Origin of the sequence: Nocardia lasii, from assembly GCF_042658545.1 — a bacterium.
GTDB lineage: Bacteria > Actinomycetota > Actinomycetes > Mycobacteriales > Mycobacteriaceae > Nocardia > Nocardia lasii.
The window spans coordinates 12,695-34,872 of record NZ_JBHSQN010000014.1 but is presented as its reverse complement, the minus strand read 5'-3'; the positions used below and the strand labels follow the sequence as shown (position 1 = coordinate 34,872).

Annotated in this window: 21 protein-coding genes; 8 read left to right on the top strand and 13 right to left on the bottom strand. The window is 65.0% G+C overall.

Annotated features, from left to right (window positions below):
* Positions 1-113 precede the first annotated feature (113 nt).
* Genes ACFP3H_RS20685 through ACFP3H_RS20675 form a run of 3 tightly spaced genes read left to right on the top strand, consistent with a single transcriptional unit; the run spans position 114 to position 5,217 of the window.
* Positions 114-1,595 carry a hypothetical protein gene (locus ACFP3H_RS20685; RefSeq protein ID WP_378608489.1) on the top strand — a complete coding sequence of 494 codons (1,482 nt, stop codon included), beginning with the start codon at positions 114-116 and terminating at the stop codon, positions 1,593-1,595.
* A complete protein-coding gene (locus ACFP3H_RS20680) occupies positions 1,592-2,548 on the top strand; it encodes a glutamate ABC transporter substrate-binding protein (RefSeq protein WP_378608488.1) in 957 nt (318 codons plus the stop codon). The genes ACFP3H_RS20685 and ACFP3H_RS20680 overlap by 4 nt, the downstream gene beginning before the upstream one ends.
* Before the next feature lie 5 nt (positions 2,549-2,553).
* Positions 2,554-5,217, top strand: a complete 2,664-nt coding sequence (locus tag ACFP3H_RS20675) for a serine/threonine-protein kinase (RefSeq protein WP_378608486.1) — start codon at positions 2,554-2,556, stop codon at positions 5,215-5,217.
* 209 nt (positions 5,218-5,426) lie between these two features.
* On the opposite strand, the gene ACFP3H_RS20670 is transcribed toward ACFP3H_RS20675, so the two are convergent.
* Both ACFP3H_RS20670 and pta read right to left on the bottom strand, forming a co-directional pair.
* The gene (locus ACFP3H_RS20670) at positions 5,427-6,620 is read right to left on the bottom strand and encodes an acetate kinase (protein WP_378608485.1); all 1,194 of its coding nucleotides are present in this window, start codon (positions 6,618-6,620) and stop codon (positions 5,427-5,429) included.
* Positions 6,617-8,695, bottom strand: coding sequence for a phosphate acetyltransferase (gene pta, locus ACFP3H_RS20665; protein ID WP_378608483.1), 2,079 nt, complete (start codon positions 8,693-8,695; stop codon positions 6,617-6,619). Before pta ends, ACFP3H_RS20670 begins: the two co-directional genes overlap by 4 nt.
* Positions 8,696-8,735: 40 nt before the next feature.
* Between pta and ACFP3H_RS20660 the strand changes: the two genes are divergently transcribed.
* Complete coding sequence (locus tag ACFP3H_RS20660; protein WP_378608481.1) at positions 8,736-9,242, top strand: nitroreductase/quinone reductase family protein; 507 nt, start codon at positions 8,736-8,738, stop codon at positions 9,240-9,242.
* Position 9,243: 1 nt separating this feature from the next.
* On the opposite strand, the gene ACFP3H_RS20655 is transcribed toward ACFP3H_RS20660, so the two are convergent.
* The gene (locus ACFP3H_RS20655) at positions 9,244-9,591 is read right to left on the bottom strand and encodes a hypothetical protein (RefSeq protein ID WP_378608480.1); all 348 of its coding nucleotides are present in this window, start codon (positions 9,589-9,591) and stop codon (positions 9,244-9,246) included.
* A gap of 339 nt (positions 9,592-9,930) precedes the next feature.
* On the opposite strand from ACFP3H_RS20655, the gene ACFP3H_RS20650 reads away from it, so the two are divergent.
* Both ACFP3H_RS20650 and ACFP3H_RS20645 read left to right on the top strand, forming a co-directional pair.
* Positions 9,931-10,563 carry a DJ-1/PfpI family protein gene (locus tag ACFP3H_RS20650; protein WP_378608478.1) on the top strand — a complete coding sequence of 211 codons (633 nt, stop codon included), beginning with the start codon at positions 9,931-9,933 and terminating at the stop codon, positions 10,561-10,563.
* Entirely contained in the window at positions 10,560-11,012 is a 453-nt protein-coding gene (locus ACFP3H_RS20645; RefSeq protein WP_378608477.1) for a MarR family winged helix-turn-helix transcriptional regulator, read from the top strand. Before ACFP3H_RS20650 ends, ACFP3H_RS20645 begins: the two co-directional genes overlap by 4 nt.
* A 165-nt stretch (positions 11,013-11,177) precedes the next feature.
* Here ACFP3H_RS20645 and ACFP3H_RS20640 read toward each other — a convergent pair whose 3' ends face one another.
* Together ACFP3H_RS20640 and ACFP3H_RS20635 are read right to left on the bottom strand one after the other, a co-directional pair.
* Positions 11,178-12,629, bottom strand: coding sequence for an AAA family ATPase (locus ACFP3H_RS20640; protein WP_378608475.1), 1,452 nt, complete (start codon positions 12,627-12,629; stop codon positions 11,178-11,180).
* 95 nt (positions 12,630-12,724) lie between these two features.
* Positions 12,725-13,483, bottom strand: coding sequence for an HAD-IIA family hydrolase (locus tag ACFP3H_RS20635; RefSeq protein ID WP_378608861.1), 759 nt, complete (start codon positions 13,481-13,483; stop codon positions 12,725-12,727).
* A gap of 175 nt (positions 13,484-13,658) precedes the next feature.
* Between ACFP3H_RS20635 and fgd the strand changes: the two genes are divergently transcribed.
* Positions 13,659-14,669, top strand: a complete 1,011-nt coding sequence (fgd, locus tag ACFP3H_RS20630; RefSeq protein WP_378608474.1) for a glucose-6-phosphate dehydrogenase (coenzyme-F420) — start codon at positions 13,659-13,661, stop codon at positions 14,667-14,669.
* Here fgd and ACFP3H_RS20625 read toward each other — a convergent pair.
* Both ACFP3H_RS20625 and ACFP3H_RS20620 read right to left on the bottom strand, forming a co-directional pair.
* The gene (locus ACFP3H_RS20625; protein ID WP_378608472.1) at positions 14,629-15,939 is read right to left on the bottom strand and encodes an ATP-binding protein; all 1,311 of its coding nucleotides are present in this window, start codon (positions 15,937-15,939) and stop codon (positions 14,629-14,631) included. The two genes, fgd and ACFP3H_RS20625, sit on opposite strands and share 41 nt — an antisense overlap.
* A gap of 148 nt (positions 15,940-16,087) precedes the next feature.
* The gene (locus ACFP3H_RS20620) at positions 16,088-16,462 is read right to left on the bottom strand and encodes a hypothetical protein (protein ID WP_378608471.1); all 375 of its coding nucleotides are present in this window, start codon (positions 16,460-16,462) and stop codon (positions 16,088-16,090) included.
* Between the two features lie 72 nt (positions 16,463-16,534).
* On the opposite strand from ACFP3H_RS20620, the gene ACFP3H_RS20615 reads away from it, so the two are divergent.
* Positions 16,535-17,323, top strand: coding sequence for a hypothetical protein (locus ACFP3H_RS20615; protein WP_378608469.1), 789 nt, complete (start codon positions 16,535-16,537; stop codon positions 17,321-17,323).
* Between the two features lie 13 nt (positions 17,324-17,336).
* On the opposite strand, the gene ACFP3H_RS20610 is transcribed toward ACFP3H_RS20615, so the two are convergent.
* From ACFP3H_RS20610 to ACFP3H_RS20585, 6 genes are all read right to left on the bottom strand, one after another.
* Positions 17,337-17,549: a hypothetical protein gene (locus ACFP3H_RS20610; protein WP_378608468.1), complete on the bottom strand. Its 213-nt coding sequence runs from the start codon at positions 17,547-17,549 to the stop codon at positions 17,337-17,339.
* 326 nt (positions 17,550-17,875) lie between these two features.
* The gene (locus ACFP3H_RS20605; protein WP_378608466.1) at positions 17,876-18,721 is read right to left on the bottom strand and encodes a hypothetical protein; all 846 of its coding nucleotides are present in this window, start codon (positions 18,719-18,721) and stop codon (positions 17,876-17,878) included.
* Positions 18,718-19,035, bottom strand: a complete 318-nt coding sequence (locus tag ACFP3H_RS20600; protein WP_378608465.1) for a hypothetical protein — start codon at positions 19,033-19,035, stop codon at positions 18,718-18,720. Before ACFP3H_RS20600 ends, ACFP3H_RS20605 begins: the two co-directional genes overlap by 4 nt.
* Positions 19,036-19,791: 756 nt before the next feature.
* On the bottom strand, positions 19,792-20,553 hold the full coding sequence (locus ACFP3H_RS20595; RefSeq protein WP_378608463.1) for an ESX secretion-associated protein EspG: 762 nt from the start codon (positions 20,551-20,553) through the stop codon (positions 19,792-19,794).
* Positions 20,546-21,742 carry a superantigen-like protein SSL4 gene (locus ACFP3H_RS20590; RefSeq protein WP_378608462.1) on the bottom strand — a complete coding sequence of 399 codons (1,197 nt, stop codon included), beginning with the start codon at positions 21,740-21,742 and terminating at the stop codon, positions 20,546-20,548. The genes ACFP3H_RS20595 and ACFP3H_RS20590 overlap by 8 nt, the downstream gene beginning before the upstream one ends.
* Positions 21,739-22,128, bottom strand: a complete 390-nt coding sequence (locus ACFP3H_RS20585) for a hypothetical protein (protein ID WP_378608460.1) — start codon at positions 22,126-22,128, stop codon at positions 21,739-21,741. The genes ACFP3H_RS20590 and ACFP3H_RS20585 overlap by 4 nt, the downstream gene beginning before the upstream one ends.
* Positions 22,129-22,178: the final 50 nt, after the last annotated feature.

Genomic DNA, 22,178 nt, shown 5'->3' with positions numbered 1-22,178 from the left:
TCGAGCAGCCGAGCAGCAACCGCTCGGGGGGTATGCGCGGGGCTGCACGACAGGTAAAGCAACAATAAACTCCGCACGAGAGATGGTGCGCGGACTGCACCGGGAGGTGAACGATGGTCGAACCGGGGAATCGCAATGCCTCGACGGAGGTCGCGGCCGTCCGCACCCGCCCGTCTTCGCAGGTCAACGGAGGTAAGGAAGCCACGGAGTCGGCCTCGACCAGACCGGTGAGCCAGCGTCGGTTGCCGCTGCGCCGGCCGAGCGTGATCCTGGAGCGTCCGCCCGCGCCCGACGTCGCGGCGTTGCGCGCGCAGTTCCATCCGGCGCGTTTGCGCGGTTTCGCGCAGTCCTCGCCGGGCCGTCTGGTCGCGGCCGGGTTGGTCCTGATGGTGCTGTGCGTGACCGCCGGGGCGGTGACTTCGACGACGGTGGCCGAGCGCCAGCAAGCTCTGGGCACTCTGCTCGACGACACCGAACCCGACGCGCACTCGGCCAATCACCTCTACACCTCGCTCTCGATCGCCGACGCCGCCGCGGGCACCGCGTTCATCGCCGGCGGCCTCGAGCCGAAAGCGGTGCGCGACCGCTACACCCAGGCCATCGGCGAGGCCGCGGCCGAACTCGTGACCCAGGCCGGACACATCTCCGACGAGGAGGCGGCCGACCCGTCGGGCACCGACCGCCGCCTGCGCACCGGCATCGCGACCGGCCTGCCCGTCTACACCGGGCTCATCGAGACCGCCCGGGTCAACAACCGCAACGGATTCCCGGTCGGCGCCGCGTATCTGAGCGAGGCCTCGCACCAGATGCAGACCACCCTGCTGCCCATGGCCGAGGAGCTCGAGGACCACCGCTTCGACGCGGTCACCGCCGCCCAGTACCGGCACGTGCAGCCGCCGTGGACGGCGATCGTGCTGCTGATCGTGGCGCTCGCCGCGCTGATCTGGGTGCAGGTCGAGCTGGCGCGGCGCTCGCGCCGGTTCTTCAATATGGGGCTGCTGCTCGGCACGGGCGCGTTGGCGTTGACGCTGCTGTGGACGGTGGCGGCCGGTTCGGTCTCGGCGGTGGCGATGATCCGCTGTCGCGACGAGGGCGCGGTGCCCTCGGCGCGCTTGGCCGAGAGTCGAATCCTGGTGCAGCAGGCCAGATCCGCGGAGATGGTGAAGTTGGTGCGCCGCGACGCGACCGGCGATTACGACCGCACTTTCGACACCAACACCGCCCGCCTGATCGAATTGCTCGATGGCTACCCCCAGAACGCGCCCGCCCGTGACGAAGTGGCGCGGGCGCGCGCGGCGCTCACCCGCTGGCAGTCCGCACATCAGCGCATGAACGACACCCTCGCGCGCGGTGATTTCCTCGGCGCGGCCGCGGTGGCCACGGGGCTCAACGCCGCCGATTCGGCCGCGCAGGTCGACGCGCTCGACCGCGCGCTCGACGAGGCGGGCGCGACGACCCGACAAACCTTGCGCGCCAAGGTTTCCCAGGCGATCGACGTGCTGTCGTTCCTGTCCCCCGGCGCGTTCGTGCTCGGCATCGCGGCGGCGGTGTGGGTGGGCCTCGGTCTGTGGCCGCGACTGCGGGAGTACCGGTGAGGCGCGGGCGCGTCCTCGCGACGCTGCTGCTGGTGGGCTTGCTCGCCGGTTGTTCGGACAGCACGCCCGCGCCGGTGCAGCGCGGGGTCTATTCCGAACCGCCGTTGCCCGCCAAGGCGATTCCGATCGGCACCGACACCCCGGTGCCCGCCGCGGGCGGCGAACAGTGCGGCGATCCGACCGCGAGCCTGCGGCCGAGCACGGCGTCCGGTCCGACGATCGAGGCGATTCGCGCGCGCGGGCGGTTGATCGTGGGACTCGACGCGGGCTCGAACCTGTTCAGCTTCCGCGATCCGCTCACCGGGCGCATCGTGGGCTTCGACGCCGATATCGCCCGCGAGATCGCCCGCGACCTGCTCGGCAACCCCGATCTGATCGAATACCGCAGTCTCGCTTCGGAAGAGCGCGAACAGGCACTGCAGGATCGCACGGTCGATCTGGTCGCGAAGACGATGACGATCACCTGCGAGCGACGCCAGCGGGTGTCGTTCTCGACGGTGTACCTGCGCGCCGATCAGCGCGTGCTGGCGGTGAAGGGCTCCGGCATCACCGGGCTGGCCGACCTGGCGGGCAAGCGGGTGTGCGTGGTGCGCGGCACCACCTCGCTCGACCACATCCGCCGCGAGCAACCGGCGGCCACCATTCTCACGGTCCCGACCTGGGCGGACTGCCTGGTGGTGCTGCAACAGCGCCAGGTCGACGCGGTGAGCACCGACGATTCGATCCTGGCCGGGCTGGCCGCGCAGGACCCCTACACCGAAGTGGTCGGCGGCAGTATCAGCCCCGAGCCCTACGGCATCGGCATCCCCAAGGGCGACGACGACCTGGTGCGTTTCGTCAACGCCACCCTCGACCGCATCCGCAACGACGGCACCTGGACCCGCGTCCACCGCCGCTGGCTCGCCTCCCTGGGCGAGACCCCCAGCCCGCCGACCCCGAAGTACCAGGACTGACGGCCATGAGCACCCCCAGCGACGACGCCCAGCGCCACGAGCCGACCCAACTGACCCACCGCCCGCCCCCGGGCACCCTCCCCGGCGGCTGGACCCTGCCACCGGACCCGGCCGACGACGAAACCCGCCCGCTGCCGGTCATCACCGCCGAGGCCGCGGCGGAATTCGCCCGCCGACAGCAGTGGAGTCACGACCAGACCCCGGCCACCGACAGCACCCGACGATCGGATTCCCCGCAGTCGCCGCCCCCGGACGGCGACGCGCGGATACCGCTGGGCCCCGACAGGTCCCGCGATGAGTCGGCCAGGGCGTCCGAGGAGCACGCCGCCACGCAGCGGGTGGAGCACGCGCCCGGCACCGACACACCTCCGGTGCCGCTGCCGGAGCACGCGCCGACCGAGGCGGCCGCCCGACCGGACTCCTTCGCGGCGACCGAGGCCGCCGAGCGGGTCGAACCGCCGGGCACGCAGGCCACGCCGCCCGATTCCGACCGGTGGGCCTCCGGGCCGCAGAGCGGTCCGAGCACCTCGCGGTCGGGGCGCAGTGTGCGCACGGCACGGTCGCGGCCGACGCGGCGGCTCGGGGCGGGACTGGTGCCGATTCCCACGGTCGCGCCCGCTGATCCGCGCGATGCCGTGCTGTCCGATCCGATGGTGTCGGAGGGGCGACGGTTCTGCTGGCGGTGCACCAATCCGGTCGGGCGTTCGACCCCGGCGCGGGCGGCCTCGACCAGCGGTGAATGCGAAACCTGCGGCGCGGCTTACGATTTCCGGCCGTCGTTGCAGCCGGGCGATATGGTCGCGGGCCAGTACGAGATCCAGGGCTGCATCGCCCACGGCGGGCTCGGCTGGATCTATCTGGCCATCGACCGCAATGTGAGCGATCGGTGGGTGGTGCTCAAGGGGTTGCTGCACGCCGGTGACGCCGAGGCGCAGGCCGTGGCGATGGCCGAGCGGCAGTTCCTGGCCGAGGTGGCCCATCCCAGCATCGTCAAGATCCACAACTTCGTCGAACACAGTTCCGGCGACGGGTGCATCGGCTACATCGTGATGGAGTACGTGGGCGGTCATTCGCTGCGCGACATCCTCGACGCGCGACCGCGCGGTGAGCAGATGCCGCTGGCCGAGGCCATCGCGTACGTGCTCGAGATCCTGCCCGCGCTCGAGCACCTGCATTCGATCGGACTCACCTACAACGACCTCAAGCCCGACAATGTGATGGTCACCGAGGACCAGGTCAAACTGATCGACCTCGGCGCCGTGGCCACCATCGACGCCTACGGAAACCTCTACGGCACCAAGGGTTTCCAGGCCCCCGAGATCGCCCGCACCGGCCCGACGCCCGCCTCCGACGTCTACACCGTCGGCCGCACCCTGGCCGCGCTCACCCTGAACCTGCCCAGCGAACACGGCCGCTACCTCGACGGCATCCCGAGCCCCGCCGACGAACCGCTGCTGGCCCGCTACGAGTTCTTCCACCGGTTCCTGCTCACCGCCACCGATCCCGATCCGGCCCAACGCTTTCCGTCGGCGCGGGCGATGGGCGCGCAGCTGGCGGGCGTACTGCGCGAGATCCTCGCCTACGACACCGGCGCCGAACATCCCCAACTGTCCACAGTGTTCAGTCCCCAGCGCACCAGCTTCGGCACCGAGGAACTGATCAGCCAGACCGACGCCTACCTCGACGGCGTCGGCCGCTCACCACTGCTGGACTCCCGCGATGTGGTTGCGGCACTGCCGATCCCGCTGCTCGACCCCGCCGATCCCTCCGCACCGCTGCTGGCCGCCACCGCCAATCCCGAGCCCGAGCGTGTTCTCGAGGCACTGCACGACTCGCGCGAGCGAGCCGAAGCCGACCCCGAGCACGCCCCCGAAACCCTGGCCTGCGAACTGCTTTTCGCCGAAGTCAGGGCGCGGCTCGAACTGGGCGAATCGGCGGCGGTCCTGCATCTGCTCGACCGTCCACCGAACGAATCCGATTGGCGCACCGACTGGTTCGCCGGACAGGCGTATCTGCTCGAGCTCGACTACGAGGCGGCCTTCGCCTCGTTCGAGCAGGTGCTGCGCGTGCTGCCCGGTGAGATCGCGCCCAAGATCGCGCTGGCCGCTACCGCCGAACTGATTCTCCAGCACTGGGATTCGGACGATCCCGAACAGTGGCGGTCCTTCGCCGAACGGTATTACGACACCGTCTGGCGCACCGACCGGGCAGTGGTGAGCGCGGCCTTCGGGCTGGCGCGGCAGCTCACGGTGGCGGGGCGCGTCGGAGAGGCAGTGCACGCGCTCGACGATGTGCCCGCCGCGTCGAGACACTTCACCACCGCACAGACGACCGCGATTCTGTTGCTGCTCACCAGTTCACCCGTCGCCGAGCTCGACGAGCAGATCCTGCGGTTGGCAGCTTCTCGGGCCCAGGCTGTCGCGGTTGGTGAACAGCGGGCGGTTCTTATGCGGACGCTGGTGCGGGGGACGGCGCTGGCTTGGTTGCAGGCGGGGAACAGTCCTAAACGTAAGGACGCCAAGTTGTTCGGGCAGCCGTTTACTGAGCGGGCGCTGCGGGATGGGACGGAGTCTGGGTTACGTACTTTGGCGCGCAATGCGCCGGAGCGGGCCCACCGGTACGCATTAGTCGACCTAGCCAACTCACTACGCCCGAAATCCTGGTTCTGAAACTCAGCCATCGGCGGCTGCCGCCATGGCGACAGCCGCCCACCAACAAATAGACCCAGTTCAAACACCTGGGACAGGTCCACCTGGGCGTTCTCGGCGCGCCTCCGCCTCTGGACTGAGTGGAGGGTGCGACGAAGGAGTACCCGGAGCGAGGGAAGAGGCGGAGTTAAGCGCCGAGAACCGCGGCGCCAGCCGCCAATAAACACAGCTCAGGCTGAGACGAGTTTGTGGGCTGCTCGGGCTATGGCTAGTTCCTCGTTGGTGGGGACCACCAGGACGTCTACCGGTGCGAAATCTGGTGATATGCGGCGGATTCCGGGGGTGCGGGTTTCGTTGCGTTCCGGGTCGATTTCGATGCCGAGGTTCTGCAATCCCGCTAGGGCGTCGGCGCGGACCGCTGGGCTGTTCTCGCCTACGCCCGCGGTGAAGACGATGGCGTCGACGGTGCCCAACTGGACCAGGTAGGCGCCGAGGTAGCGGCGTAGGCGGTGGACGTAGACGTCGTAGGCGAGTTTGGCGTCGGCGTCGCCGGTGTCGATGAGTTTCTGGAGTTCGCGGAAGTCGTTCACGCCGGACAGGCCCTTGAGGCCGGAGTTGCGGTTGAGTAGTTGTTCGACGCCGCTCACGTCCAGGTCGGCCGCGCGCATCAGGTACGGCGTGATGCCGGGGTCGAGGTCGCCGGGTCTGGTCCCCATGACCAGGCCTTCCAGCGGGGTCATGCCCATGGTGGTGTCGATCGCGACGCCGCCCTGGATCGACGACGCCGACGCGCCGTTGCCGAGGTGGAACACGATCTGGTTCAGGTCCTCGGCCGGCTTGCCGAGGAATTCGGCGGCCTTCTCCGACACGTACTGGTGCGAGGTGCCGTGGAAGCCGTACTTGCGGATATCTTGCGCGGCAGCGATTTTCGCGTCGATCGCGTAGGTTCTCGCCGCGTCGGGCATGGTGTGGAAGAACGCCGTGTCGAAGACCGCGACCTGGGGCAGGTCCGGCAGGAGCTCGCGGGTCGACTCGATGCCGACCACGTTCGCGGGGTTGTGCAGCGGGGCGAGCACCGAGAGTTTCTCGATCGCGTGCAGCACCTCGTCGGTGATCAGCGTCGGCTTCCAGAACACCTCGCCGCCGTGCACCACCCGGTGTCCGACCGCGCCGATGCCGAGGGTCTTCAGGTCCAGGCCGGTCTCGCGGAACATCTCGAACGCGCGCGCCAGTCCGGCCTTGTGGTCGGGGATCTTCCCGTCGTAGACGAGCTTGGCGGGACCGGCCTCGTGCACGATCCGCCCGCTGTCCTCGCCGATCCGCTCGACCAGCCCAGACGCCAGCACCTCGGCCGAGTCCGAGTGCAGCAGTTGGTATTTGATCGACGAGGAGCCGCTGTTCAGGACGAGTACGAGGTCGCTCACTTGGCATCTCCCTGCGCCTGGATGGCGGTGATCGCCACCGTGTTGACGATGTCGGCGACGAGCGCGCCGCGCGACAGATCGTTGACCGGTTTGCGCAAGCCCTGCAGCACCGGCCCGATCGCGACCGCGCCCGCGCTGCGCTGCACGGCCTTGTAGGTGTTGTTGCCGGTATTGAGGTCGGGGAAGATGAACACCGTGGCCTTGCCCGCCACCGCCGAATTCGGCAGCTTGGCGCTGGCCACGGCGGGCTCGATCGCCGCGTCGTACTGGATCGGCCCCTCCACCGGCAGCTCGGCGTCGCGATCGCGCACGAGTTCGGTTGCGGCACGGACCTTGTCGACATCGGCGCCGGTGCCGGACGCGCCCGTCGAGTACGACAGCATCGCCACCCGCGGCTCGATCCCGAAGCGGGCGGCCGTGCCCGCCGAGGAGATCGCGATATCGGCCAGCTGCTCCGAACTCGGGTCCGGCACCACCGCGCAGTCGCCGTAGGCGAGCACCCGGTCGGCCAGGCACATCAGGAACACGCTCGACACCGTCGAGACGCCCGGCACGGTCTTGATGATCTCGAACGAGGGGCGAATGGTGTGCGCGGTGGTGTGCGCGGCGCCGGAGACCATGCCGTCGGCGATCCCCTTGTAGACCATCATGGTGCCGAAATACGAGATGTCGGCCATGGTTTCGCGCGCTCGCTCGAGCGTCATGCCCTTGTGTTTGCGCAGTTCGGTGTACTCGGCGGCGAATTCGTCGAGGTAACCGGAGGTGCGGGGGTCGAGGACCTGCGCGTCGGCGATGTCGACGCCGAGCTCGGTGGCGCGCGCCCGCACCGAGTTCTCGTCGCCGAGGATGGTGAGGTCGGCGATCTTGCGCTGCAACACCCGGCCCGCCGCGCGCAGGATGCGGTCGTCGTCGCCCTCGGGCAGCACGATGCGTTTGCGATCGGAGCGGGCGCGTTCGATCAGCCGGTACTCGAACATCTGCGGGGTCACCACCGTCGAGGACGGAACCTGGATGCGCCGCAACAGTTCCGGGGCGTCGACCCGCTGCTCCATCAGCGCGAGCGCGGTGTCGACCTTGCCCGGACTGCCCGCCCACATCCGGCCGCGGGTGCGGTGCACGGCGCTGGCGGTGTCGTAGGTGCCCAGTTCGGTGGCGAGGATGGGCAGCTTGGGGTGCAGGCCCTCCATCAGTCGGGCGATGGCCGGATGCGGGCGAAGGCCACCGTTCATGATCACGCCCGCCAGCGACGGAAAGCCCGCTGCCTCATGGGCATTCACCAGACTGAGCAGCACGTCGGACCGGTCGCCCGGCGCGATCACCACCACACCGTCGGTGAGGCGTTCCAGGATGTGCTCGGCCGTCATGCCGCCGACCATGATGCGCAGGGCCTCACGTTGCAGCAATTCCGGGTCGCCACTGTAGATTTCGCCGTCGATCGCGTGACACAGCTCGCCCATGGTGGGCGCCATCAGCAGCGGCACCTCGGGCAGGGTCCAGGACGGGACATCGAATTCGCCCAGGGCGGTACCGATTTCGTCCAGCTCGTCCGGCGCGCAACGGTTGGCGACGATCGCGACCAGGTGGGCGTGCTCGGTAGCCAATTCCGTGGCGCACAGCTCCACGAGCTGCTTCACCTCGGCGGGGGTGCGGTCGGCGCCGCGCACGACCAGCAGCACCGGGGCGCCGAGATTCACCGCGATGCGGGCGTTGAAACGCAACTCGCTGGGACTGGCGACATCGGTGTAGTCACTGCCGACGATCACCACCGCGTCACACGCCTTGGCCACATCGTGGAACCGCATCACGATGTCGCTGATCGCGGCGGTGGGGTCGCGGTGCACGTCCTCGTAGGTGACGCCGACGGCCTGCTCATAGCTGATATCGGCGGTGCTGTGCTCGAGCAACAGTTCGAGGATGTAATCGGGTTCGTCGGCGGATCGAGTGATCGGCCGGAACACCCCGACCCGCGCGGTTGTCGCGCACAGCATTCCCAGCACACCCAATGCCACCGTCGATTTTCCGGTGTCACCCTCGGGTGAGGCTATGTACACGGTGGACGGCGCTTGTTCGACCATGACCGCGAGCTTAGTGAATCCGCGCCGATATAGTCCGGCCATGACATCGCTGTTCCCGGATCGCCGGTGGGGCTCGGCCACCAGCCCGCTGTCCCGCGCCGCCAACCGTTTCGCCGCGACCGGGGCAGGATCGTGGCTGATCCGCACCCTCACCCCGCTCGATCGCACCGTGCTGACCAAGACCGACGCCAAGTACACCGTGCTCGGGCCGATCGGCGCCCCCGTCATCCTGCTCACCACCACCGGCCGCAAAACCGGGCAGCCGCGCACGCAACCGCTGCTCTACGTCCACGACGGCGACACCCTCTACGTCCTCGGCTCCAACTTCGGCCAGGCCCACCACCCCGCGTGGACCGCCAACCTGCTGGCGAACCCCGCCGCCACCGTCGCCATCGCGGGCGAGCGCATCCAGGTGGTCGCGACCCCGGTCCCCGACGCGGAGAAGGAAGCGATCTTCCCGCGCTTCGTCGAAACGACCGAGGCCTACACCGCCTACCGCAAGCGGACCACCCGCGATCTGCGCATGTTCGCGCTGCGGCGGGCGTAGGTCACGCGGACCGGGCGGCCTCGAGACGCGCGATCACCTCGTCGATCTCCCCGATCACGAACAGTTCGGTGCCCTTGTCGGTGTCCAACCGCAGGCGGGTCCGCAACCCACCGCTGAACAGACCGCCGTCCGGGGCCTCCTTCCCGATCCCGCGAACTTCGCTCACCCGCGTTTCCCAGCGCTTACCGCCGGTCGCCGCGTCGAGGTGGTTGGGCACGAAGAGCAGGCGCGTCTCGGTCAGATGCAGGCGACCCCCGACTGCTCTGCGGCCTTGCGTCCGATTGGCGAGCTGCTCCCACACGACATGTTCGGAGGCGTCCAGCGCGGGGCTACCGATCCACAATCCCATCGTTGTTCCTTGCGTCGATCCGGTATTGGTCACCGTTGATCGACGGACGCCGGATCCCTGTTAATCACCTGGGTGGCCTCACGGACTCACCATCCGCTCGTAGCCTGCACTGAGCCGATAGCTTCTCCCCTTCCTGGAGGCATCTTCGACCTCGAGAAACCCGCCGATGATCCATTTGCGTACCAACGTATTCGCGGTCCGTGTGCTGACTCCGAGATGCGCGGCGATGTCGGCGGTGGTGATGACAGCGCTGGTCAGGAACAGTTCGAGGAGCCGCCGCTGTCATGGAATCCAGCACCGTCATTGACAGTTCACTGTCAAATATGACAACATGCTGTCATGACGAAGAAGACAGTTCACGTGGCCGTGTACGACACTCTCGCCGACTGGGAGGTGGGCGCGGCTACCGCGCACATCGCCAACCCCTCCTTCCAGCGGGAGCCGGGAACGTTCGAGGTCGTGACCGTCGGACTCACCACCGACCCGATCACCACGATCGGGCGGATGCGGATCACCCCCGATCTGGCGATCGCCGATCTCGAACCCGCCGACAGCGTCATGCTGATCCTGCCCGGCGCCGAACTGTGGGAAGGCGACGATCTGAACGCGTTCGCGCACAAGGCAAGACAGTTCGTCGAGGCGGGCGTGCCGGTCGCCGGTGTCTGCGGCGCGACCTTCGGTTTGGCCAAGGAAGGACTGCTGGACGACCGCGCCCACACCAGCAATGCCGCCGAATACCTTGTCTACAGCGGCTATTCGGGTGCCGAACACTACGTGGACGAGGCCGCTGTCACCGACCGTGAGGTGATCACCGCGGATGCCATGTCCCCCTTCGAATTCGCCCGCGAGGTCCTCGCCCGCCTCGACGTCTACGAACCCCACATCCTCGAAGCCTGGTACAAGGTCTTCGCGCAGAAGGACCCCGCCGGTTACGCCGTCCTCGCCGAATACGAAGCGAGCCAGGCCGCTTGAACGCGGAACAGGATCTCCTCGACGCCGCCGCGCTCACCGTCTTCCGACTCAACGGCCAGTTCCTCACCATCGGTGACAGCCTGTCCGCGCCGGTCGGGATCTCGGTGGCCTGGTGGCAGGTGATGGCCGCGATCCAGGAGGACCCGCTCCCGGTCGCCGGGATCGCGCGCGCGATGGGCATCACCCGCCAGAGCGTCCAGCGGATCGCCGACCTGCTGGTCGACAAGGGCCTGTGCGAATACCGCCCCAACCCCGCCCACAAACGCGCCAAACTGGTCGCGATCACCGAACAGGGCCACGCCGCCCTACGCCGCATCAACCCCCAGCACGCGGTCATGGCCGCCCGCCTCGCCCAGGCCCTGGGCCCCGCCGACTTCGCCGCCACCGTCGCCACCCTGACCCGACTCGCGACAACCCTCGACACGATCATCGCCGACGCTGACGGGTAAGGGGTCAGGGACGACGTGCCGCTAGGGTACGCCGACCTGCGATCCGCTCCGACACTTCGCTACGAAGCGACGCTGCCTGGCGGGGCGGTTCGCACCAGGTGTGTCGAAGCTTCGAGATCGGCGGGCTCAACGACACGGTTATCCAGGTGGAGCACCCTGTCAGGCTTACCCAGCGGCGTACAAAGTCTCGAGGTCGACCAACAGCACGTCGTTGCGAGCCCGCAGTGCCGGACTGAAACCTGCTCCGCTGTAGCAGGCAAGCAGTGTCGAACTCACGTCGTATCCCTTGCCTGCCAGCAACTCTCGGGCTCTTTCCAGCCGTTGAACGTGGCCGACGTCCATGACCCTGTCCCATTTCGACTCGCCCAGCGAGAGCACTCGTTTGGGCAGGCCGGGTTCCTCTGCCGCGAGCACCACGACGTCGACCTCGATCTGCGTGCGGGACTTCGCGTCATTGATCGACGCCGACGCGACGTGCCCGACGAGATCGCCGAAGATGGCGGGTCCCGCCATGAGTGCCCAGTCGCGGCAGATCGATTCGAAGTTCGGTCCCACGACTTTCGAGAGGAAGGTCGACTGCGATCCTGACCAGGCGACCTGCTCGTAACCACGTTCGAGCAGGGTCCACTGCCGACGCATGATCGCCTCGTAGTACACGAGCAGTGGTTCGCAAATCCGGTATAGCGGTTTGCCTTTCGTCAATGGATCGGCTTCGCGAACGATCAGCTGCGAATCCTCCAACACCGAAAGCGGGTGGCCGATATCGGTAGACGGGCGACCTATCGCCCCCGCGATCCCCCCTCTGGTGGAATTGCCGCCCGCGATCGCGCCGAGTACCGCGTGATAGAGCGCGACGTCGCGAATTTCGGTTTCCTCGGCGAGCAAGTAGCGCGCTTCCCGAAACAGCGGAACCTGCGGGTTGAGAACGGTGCGCAGCACCCAGGAATCGAAGTCCGCCAACGAATCCGGTGCGTCACCTGCCACGAACTCGCGACGGTAGGCGGGGGTACCACCGACCACCGAGTGAACGAGCACCGCCAAGCGGGGGTCCGCTATGCCCCAGAACTGCGCAGCCTGCCGGTAGTCGAGTGGCTTGACGATCAACTCGAGACTTGCCCGGCCGCGCAACGGCGCGGTCCCCGCCAGCAGCCCGCCCATCACCGACATCGCGGAACCACAGAGCAGCACTCGCGAGCCCGCCACCCGGGCCTGCCCCCGAGGGTCGAGGGCGCGCTGCAACTCCGAGGGCAGCGACGGCGAGGCCTTGACGAGGTAGGGGAACTCATCCAAGACGACGAGTCGATTTCCCACCACCGCGAACAGGCGTTCCAGCGCCTCTTCCCAGTTGTTGAACGCGTACCGCCCACCGCCGGCGAAGGCGGCGACCGCGCGTCCGAACCGTTCCAGCGTCTCGCGCTCTGTCGACTCGGTCGCCGCGAAGAAGAACCCGCCGGTCTGCTCGGCCAACGCGTCGAGCAGGAAGGTCTTGCCCTGTCGCCGCCGCCCGCTGACGATGCCGAGGCGAACATCGGCGCTGGGCGAAGCAGCGAATCGGGCCAGACCGTCCCATTCACGGACTCGGCCGAACACGCGTTCAGGCTTCCGGGGCAGGTCCATGTATAGAACCATACACCTTAGAAGTATAGTTCTATACAGTACCGAGGTCAGTAAATACCGGCGCTGAGGTGGATAGATACCGCGAATTCTGCCGCTCAGTCGGTGAAGGGGCGGCGGGTGTGGCCGATGAGGTCGGCTACCGAGTCGACGACCATGGTGGGACGGAAGGGGTAGGCCTCTACGGAGGACTTCGTGGAGATGCCGGAGGTGACCAGGACGGTGCGCAGGCCGGCTTCCAGTCCGGCGATGACGTCGGTGTCCATGCGGTCGCCGATCATCACTGTCGATTGGGAATGGGCGCCGATGCGGCGCAGGGCCGAGCGCATCATGAGGGGGTTCGGTTTGCCGACGTAGTACGGCTCCTTGCCGGTGGCCCTGGTGATCAGGGCGGCGACCGAGCCGGTGGCGGGTAGGGCGCCGTCGCGGGAGGGGCCGGTGGCGTCGGGGTTGGTGGCGATGAATTTGGCGCCCCGGTCGATCAGGCGGATCGCGGTGGTGATGGCCTCGAAGGAGTAGGTGCGAGTCTCACCGAGGACTACATAGTCTGGGTCGCTTTCGGTGAGGACGTAGCCGATCTCGTGCAGCGCGGTGGTGAGGCCGGATTCGCCGACCACATAGGCGGTGCCGTCGGGGCGCTGTTCGTCGAGGAAGGTCGCCGTCGCGAGCGCGGAGGTCCAGATCGACTCCTCGGGGATGTCGAGCCCGGTTTGGCGCAGGCGGGCCTGGAGATCGCGTGGGGTGCGGATCGAGTTGTTGGTGAGCACGAGGAACGGGATCTCGTTGGACCGCAGTTCGGCGAGGAACTGGTCGGCGCCGGGAATCAGCTGATCCTCGTGCACCAGAACGCCGTCCATGTCGGTCAGGTACGACAGGATCTGCTCGTCTTTGGTGGTCACCAGTTAATTGTCCGCTAAAAATCGCGGGCGTGGGGACGAAACTCCCCGGCGGTCTCGGGCGCGATGATGTCGGCCCTGTTGGTTAGGGTCGTAGGGCAGGGGCCGCGCGCAGCGAACGACAGGAGTGGCTGGAATGGTTGAGCTCAAGCTCGGGTACAAGGCATCGGCGGAGCAGTTCGGACCGCGCGAGTTGGTCGAACTCGGCGTCGCCGCCGAGCAGCACGGACTCGACAGCGCGACCGTGAGCGACCACTTCCAGCCGTGGCGCCACGACGGCGGGCACGCCCCGTTCTCGCTGGCCTGGTTGGCCGCCGTCGGCGAGCGCACCGATCGCATCCAGCTCGGCACCTCGGTGCTCACACCCACCTTCCGCTACAACCCGGCGGTGATCGCGCAGGCGTTCGCGACGCTGGGGTGCCTGTACCCGGACCGGGTGATGCTCGGGGTGGGCACCGGCGAGGCGCTCAACGAGATCGCCACCGGGTACAAGGGCGAATGGCCGGACTTCAAGGAGCGTTTCGCGCGGCTGCGGGAAGCGGTGAAGTTGATGCGCGAGCTGTGGACCGGCGACCGCGTCGATTTCGACGGCGAGTACTACCACACCGTCGGCGCCTCGATCTATGACGTGCCCAAGGGCGGAATCCCCGTCTACATCGCCGCCGGCGGCCCGGTCGTGGCCCGATACGCCGGCCGCGCGGGCGACGGTTTCATCTGCACCTCGGGCAAGGGCATGGACCTCTACACCGAGAAGCTGCTGCCCGCCGTCGCCGAGGGCGCCGCCAAGGCCGACCGCGACGTCGCGAACATCGACAAGATGATCGAGATCAAGATCTCCTACGACACCGATCCCGAACTGGCACTACAGAACACGCGATTCTGGGCCCCCCTGTCGCTGACCCCCGAGCAGAAGCACGACATCACCGACCCGATCGAAATGGAGAAGGCCGCCGACGCCCTCCCGATCGAACAGGTCGCCAAGCGCTGGATCGTCGCCAGCGACCCCGACGAAGCCGTCGCCGCGATCAAGCCCTACCTCGACGCCGGCCTCAACCACCTCGTCTTCCACGCCCCCGGCCAAGACCAACTCCGCTTCCTCGACCTGTTCAAGAGGGACCTGGCCCCGCGTTTGCGCGCGCTGGGCTGAGGGTGACCGGGTCTGCGGCGCCTGTTTGCCAGAGAGCGCTGACCGGCATCGCGAGCATCTTCGGCCCGAACGACATCGTTTGTTGCCCGGTATGCAGGACGATTCCGACGCGGAAGTCATCGCCGAGGCGCTCCGACAGGTGGCGAAGACCTCGAAAATCGGCGGGACCGACAGTAGACGCCGCTTTGACTTCGACGCCGACCACTTCACCCCGCCGATTTTCCAGGACGGCGTCCACTTCGACCTGATCGCGGGTTCGGTAGTGGAAGAGTTCGATTTCTTGGTCGGACCAGGTCAGCTGGCGGGCGAGTTCCATCAACACGAAGCCTTCGAGAAGACCCCCGAGTTGGCCGGTCGGCCGCAGCAGGCTGCGTGCGTCCGCGCCGATTTGGTGGGCGGCGATACCGGAGTCCACGAAAGCCAGCTTCGGCATGGTCGTCGCGCGGCTACTGATGTTTCGGGACCATGCCGGAATACGTTTGACCAGGAAAACTTCCTCGAGCAGTGCGACATAGCGTTTCACCGTGGACGCACCGAGTCCGAGCTCGTTGCTCAACGTGGTCGTCGAGAGCAGCTGCCCCGAGCGCGACGCGAGCATCTGTACCAGTGCGCGCATCTCCGCGGTGCGCTCGATCTCGGTCAGCTGCTGGATGTCACGCGCGATCAGGTCGGCCACATAGGAACTGAAAAACGCCCGGCGTCTGCGGTCGTTGGTACGAGCGATCGCTTCGGGAAATCCGCCCCGGACAATGCGCTCGGCGTACTCGGCTCGGGTGACGGTCGAATCGTGCCGCAATGTGCCGCCGTGGTCGAAGGCCATGTCGACGAACCGGTCAGGGGTACCGTCGATCTCCCCCTGAGCGAACGGCCACAACTCGATGGTCTCCATCCGGCCGACCAGCGTGTCAGGAAGAGACCGCAGGCCCAAGACCCGGGCTGAGCCCGTCAACAGAAACTGGCCGGGGCGAGGATCTGTGTCGACCCGAGCTTTGATCGACAGCAGCAGGTCAGGTGCTCGCTGAATCTCGTCGATCACCATCGGCGCGACAGAATCGACGAATCCGTCGGGGTCGTCCAGCGCGGCGTTTCGAGTCAGTGCCGTATCCAGATCTCGCCATTCGATATCGCGATCTCGGGCCGTCAGCCGGACCAGCGTGCTCTTGCCGCTTTGGCGAGCTCCGTTGATCAGAACAACCCGCGTATCTTCTAGCGCTGCCGCGACAGCGGCCTCCGCATGCCGCGGTCGCGGCGGTCCGAGCAAGGTTCGCATGGGGACTCCCGGGGATCAGACACAGCTCATCAGTCGATCAAACGCCATCGTACTGGCTGATCTGCCGCAAGTGTTGTGGTTGATCTGCCGCTTCCGACGTGGTTGATCTGCCGCACGACTGATGGCTGATCTGCCGCAGACGCACGTCCTAGTTCGAGGTCTCGGATACGGACGCGGCGATCAACATCCGAAGCAGTCCGTCGGTGCGTTCAACGAACTTGGCGGCCGCCTCCGTGGTCACAGTCGCGACTTCGGTCCCCGCCATGCCGACCCGCACGGCGTCGGCAGCATCGATCAACCCCTGTCGCGCCAGGCCCAAGTCGGTGGCAGCTTTGGCGGCCGATTCCCTGGACAGATCCGTGGTAGGAGCCTCTACGAGCACCTCGAGCAGGTCCGACGCCGAATCACACTGCGCCCCCAGCTCGCCCAACTTATCCGCGAACACGGCCAAGGTTTCGGGGCGCCAAGCCATCACCTGCGACAATGTGACCTGTGGCTGACCATTTTCAGTACGCTCCTGCATGCCCAGCAAGGATACGCATCCTGGTGACATAGGCCACTCGACATCGTGCGGGCGGCCTGCCAGGCTGAACGGATGGGTGAGACGCTGGATTGGATCGAACCGTACCTGCTGGCGCTGACCCCCGAGCAGGTGGGAACAGAATTCCGAAATCGCTTCTGCCGCCCCGAAGTCGGACTCGAGGAAATCGGTGACCAGCTGCGAGTCTGGAACACGATCCTGGATGCCGTTCACGGCGAACCACTTCCGACAGACCCCCAACGCCGGTGGCTGATCGAATCCGCGTTCCACATCACGCGGTGGCTGCAACACGAACTCGCCGAACGGTCCGACGCGATGCGTGATCTCGCCCGCCACGCGCACAAGGTCGGACATCGACTAGAGCTGATGCTCCGAAAAGTTTCACAGGTCGCAGATTCATTGGTCGTCAATTCTGCCCAGATCACGAAAATCATGGAGTCCATCACCGTGGAAGGATTTCAGCTCACACCGTTGGGTGTCTTCACAACGCCCGGCTACGACTACAGCCACTTGGGGGCCGATCTCGCCGCCATCGAACGACGCCGAGCCCAACTCGAGTCCGAACTGGTGCGCCTGGCGAATGAAGGCCACGCCATACAAATGCGCACCACCGCGTACTGCCGCACCCAACTCGGCGCAGACGAGCGGGGAATTCCTTCGATAATCCTCGAATCGCAGCGACTGGGGATAGATACTATCGAACCGTTTCGAATCGCCCGCGACGCGATGCCGGACTCTCCTCTGCGAGACGCGTTCGAACAGTACGTCACCGACGCGGAATTGGCTCAACGTTTGATCGACGATCCGACCTCGAACATCGAGCCCTACCGGGTGTGCACGTAAGACTCGACACAGCTCAGCCCTTCATCGCACGCACCAAGCGAACCAGTGTTTCCGCGCCAGATTCGGCGGCTTCGTCACTGCCTCTTTTGAATGCCAGTTCGCCGCCCCATCCGTCGATGATGACCTTCAGAAAATAAGACGGAGGCATCGCATGGGGGTCATGGGTTGACAGCAACGGGCCGGTGCGGAGCTCAACGGAAACACCGTCGGACTCGAGCCGCCGCACGGGTGGTCCTTTCCCGCTAGACAGGTCCAAGGTATCGCTGACTCTCCACAGTGCGACCTTGCCGAGGTATTCCCGATACTGACCCTCGCCCGTCTCGTAGCTACAAATATTTCCGGCCTTTATCGGATCTTCGAAAGTCGTCCCCGGAAGGTCGTCTATATCCAGATTCGTAGTGTCGAAATGACTCGACAAAAATGGGACAGGAAAGTTACACAATTCCCGGACTGTCTTCGTGCTGTACGCGGCACCCGATGGACGCGAGCTGGACAGGAGTGAACAACCCGTAAGCAGCATGGACATTGCCAACAATGCCCCGATGTGGGCCCTCATCTCGCCGCCCATTTTTCGTTATTAGGGGCATCAATCTTGACATCCGAGGCGCCTACCGACGGCCACTTGTTATTGTGAAAGCCCTTCGGATTATCTATCGACCCTTCGATTTGGTTGATATTCGCGCGCTGCGTCCTCAATGCGGATCCGAGTTCCAGGCTATAATCGACAACCTTTTGAATGATCCAGGCAGCCGCATCGATCGCATCGCCGATTCCAACCGGCGCTGCGATTCCAGTCGCGATCTTCGTCAGCGCCGCAGCAAAGTCTATGAAGAATTTCGCCAGATCACTGACGATCTTCGAGTAGAAGGTCCACGATGCGTCGGAAATCTCAACTAGGCAGGTACTCATGGTCGCGCAGTTCGCGATCAAGGTTTCGTGGGCGGTGATTTGTAGTTGCTTCTTCGCGAAATAAGCATCAGCAGCCGAACCGCTCCAATTTCCGCGAAGATCTGCGTTGACCTCGATCCAATTCCTCGCGACATTTATCTCTGTCTGAACACTCAACCACGCCCCACTCGACTGCAGGAATGCTATCGGCGCCCGGAGGCCGTCGATAGCGGCCTGAAGAGAGGCCAAGAGTTCGACAATCTTATTTTTTATCTCCTTCTTATTGCGCTGCATAGTGCCGGTGAAGTCATCCTCGGTAACCGATCCGTAGATATAGCCGAGTATCGCTCCTCCTAGCGCTCCAACCGTCCCGCCTTCCGCTGCTGCAACATATTTCGCGGCTTGGCGAAACGCCTCGTCGACCTCGCTCGGAGTATTACGAATTTTTTCAACCTTGGCGGAGAATTCCGCGAGAACAGTATCCAGATCTTCAAGAGTCTTTGTCGTCACAGATCAGCCACGCTACTCTTGATCAGCACCCTGGCGAAATTCTCGTCCTGCTCCATCAGCACCTTCACGACGTGATTGAGTGCGTCGCTCATCGCTTGCAACTCGATCGCACCTTCCTTCAAGCGTTCTTTAGTGTAACGCACAGCCTTGAGATTGGCGTCCCATGAATCCTGAAACACCGCCCACACGACTTCCTTGTTACTGAATTCTATCTCTTCGGCCTCCACAACCCCTTCGTGCAGGTTGTTCGATCCGTATCCCCACGCGTCTGCGGAGAATACCAATCGATTGAGGTCTGCTGAAAAATCTGGCATTACTGGCTCCTCATCAGATAGCCTCTGTATCTATCGATCTCACGCTCGAGTTCATCGTCCGAACGATTTCCCCACGAGCCATTTTGTTCGAAATTCGGACGTTTCCGACGGATCTGATCGGCACAGTCCAATATGTCGGCCCTAATATGGAAGGCGCTAGCGGTCGCGGCCCATTGAGGGTCGATACGGATACTGGTTATCCACGATAGGTTCGCAGTTACGGACATCGACGGCAAACCGAGGTCCGTAGTGGGACCGGCCGCATTCAACAGGGATCGGCCTGCGACGAGACCTTCTATCAATTCGAACTCAGAAATCGAACGCGACCCGAGAAGCGCGATAATTTGCCCTCTACGATGTGGCCCAGAGCCGATTTCAGAGAAAAGCCCCTTTCTTGCAATAATTGGCGTTGCTCGCTCCCAGATTGCAAGATGATATCCCGTCATAGCCGCTAGGGTAATATTTTCCGGCCCTATACGATTATGAATCCCACGGTCGACATCGACCTCAACCGGCAGATTACCACTATCGAGCCTCATCTTGAATATTCCGGCACCGAAGAAGGGGTCAGGCGAGGGCGTGATGTCTCGCGACCTTCCCCGATCGGATTCGGAAGTCCTCTCGGGCTCGCGAATAATTTTCGATTCACGAGACAGAGTCGCGCGCTTAACCTCCAGCGGCTCTTCGTCCCAGAATTCATCGGGATCGTCGTAGTGATTATACCAACCTTGCGTTGCCAATTGTGTGTCCGTCCATTCATCGACTCTGAGATCGGTAGGTGTTGTGCAATTCTTTGACGAGCCACTGTGTCAGCTCTGCTGCGATACCTGCCCGCCGTACAGGAAAAATACGCACTACATCACCTACTATCCGGCGGTCATAGCGTCCGTCATCCGCAAAATCAAGCCACTCCATTATGCGGACTGGCTCTGAACGGCTATGCAGACCTCCAATTCTTATCACCGCCGACCCCATGCCGACGAGCGGGCGGTTGACCAGCCGGGCGTATCGCTCACGAGGGCTGTTGTACGCGACATCGGAGAAGTAGCTGTCCCGCTCAAGTTTAGTATCTCGCTGGTAGAATTCCTCCCCTCTGAGCGTACCCGGCGCGCATTCCGGAATGCGGCTCGTAATTCCGTTGCCCAGATAATCAGGCCGTCCTTGACGAACCCATACCGGCCCAGCAATCTCGTTGGATATCGACTGAGCGGCGATAACAGCGTGCTCGATATCGCGGACACCGACAATCTTGTGAAGGACCCGGTCACTCGGATCCAGCAGTCCGGTCTCTGCCGATACTTCGATTCGAATCTCTGACTTCTCCAACGTTCCCAGCGCTAGTTCTATTGCTCGCGTCTCCTCGCTCGCGTATCGGGAACAGATCGCCGCACGGTGAGCCTCGAATTCTTCGCGGTAGCGGAACCGACTGGTGAAGTGCAGAGGACGTGGAAAGCGATCGCGTGCCTCGTTGAACCACAGCGCGGCGAAATCATCTGGCGCCCAGCTCCATTCAGACATCAGATGCACTCTCGCGAGGCGGGTTCGCCGAGGGGTACTGGCTACCGAGCACTCCGCCTTCGATCACGAATCCGCGGTCGCCGATCAACTCTTCCGAGTTGGCTGCCGTGATCAAGTATTCCGGAATCGAGTGCTCTGATTGATCGTCCTTGCCGCGCCCGGCTCCAGCGCCACCACCCATCATGCCTGGCATACCGGACGTCCCGCGCGCACTTCCGGTCGTTCCGCCCGCCGATGACGTTGCGGCCAGGGGTGAGGACGGCGAGCTTCCAGGGATCGGTGTCCCCGCGATTGGCGTGCCCGTGCTCGGTGAGCCGCCGCCGAGGTTAGCTCCGCCACCAGGTAGTCCGCCGGCGCCAGGCGATGGTGCTGCTGGTATTGCTGCAGACGGGTTCGTGGCGCTCGGGCTCGTGGCTGCCGGTGAAGTGGACGGAGAATCGGTGACTTGATCCGTGTCATCGGATGCGACTTCGTCGCCATTCTCAGAGCTCGGCGTGGTCGCGGTCGGATCTTCCGACTCGGTGTCCTCGGCCGGTGTTTCGAGTGTGCCGTCTGGTTCTGTGAGCTGTTGCTGCGGCTGTGTTGTCGAGCCGGGGTTCGTCGGCTGTCCTCCACCATCCGCGCGGCTTCCTAACGGCCCGGCACCCGAATCAGCCTGCTCCTGCGTGGGATTGGCAGGACGAGGCAGGACTGGGATCGCGGTGTCAGTGCCAGCGAAGGGTGTCACATACTTGTTGTCCATAACTTCGCGCGCTTCGCTCTCGGCTTCCTCGCGCTTGCCCCGGACCACCGCCTTGTTCCAAGGCATACTGTCCAAGAATCCCGGATCGAACTCGCCGGGAAGCCACGACTTGGTGTTCACCGCAGATGCGGCTGCGGCGGTGACTTGGGTACTCATCGCGGTGAAGGCGGGAGTGAGCTTGTCGGCATCAGCGGTGTAGCGGCGAATCGCGTTGATCGAAGCGGTTGCCGAATTCCCTTCCCATGCTGACGCGATCGTGACCTCCATGCGCTGCCGAAACCTCTCCACCGCCTGTGTCCACAAGACTCCCGACTCACGATATTTCGTTGCCGCGCCGTTCGCCGGTTCCGTGGCTATCTGTTCGAAAGCGGTCAGGATGTCCTGGTGGGACCAATTCTGTGGATGCTCGGTCGTCGGCGGGATCTGCGGCCCCTCGGTTCCAGTCACATCGCGCCGGACTGTGCGAGGGCAGTTGCCTCGGTGGTGAAACGAGCTGCCCATTCCTCGTCTGCGGCCATGAACCGATCGCGGATCAGCTGATGGAGGACGCGGATCTCCTCCACGATGATGTAGTGCTCTTCGAGGACATCATAGAAGGAATCGGTGCCACCACGAGCCTTGTCACGGAATCGGAAGGCCATCACACGGGCCGAGGTCAGGCCGGACTCCGCGTTGTCGCCGAAACCCCAGGTGTTGATGGCGGAGATGTCGGTCATCGTCTGTTGGATCTGTCCGATGACTGTCTGGAATTCAGTGCACTCCCGATCGAGACGCGCGAACTCCTCCGGCTCCATACGTACTGTCAACGCGCCTGCCCGCGCCTGCTCGATCAAGACCGAGAACGGTCCCTGACCGGATCTCTCTTCTGCCACTGCCCCTCCTA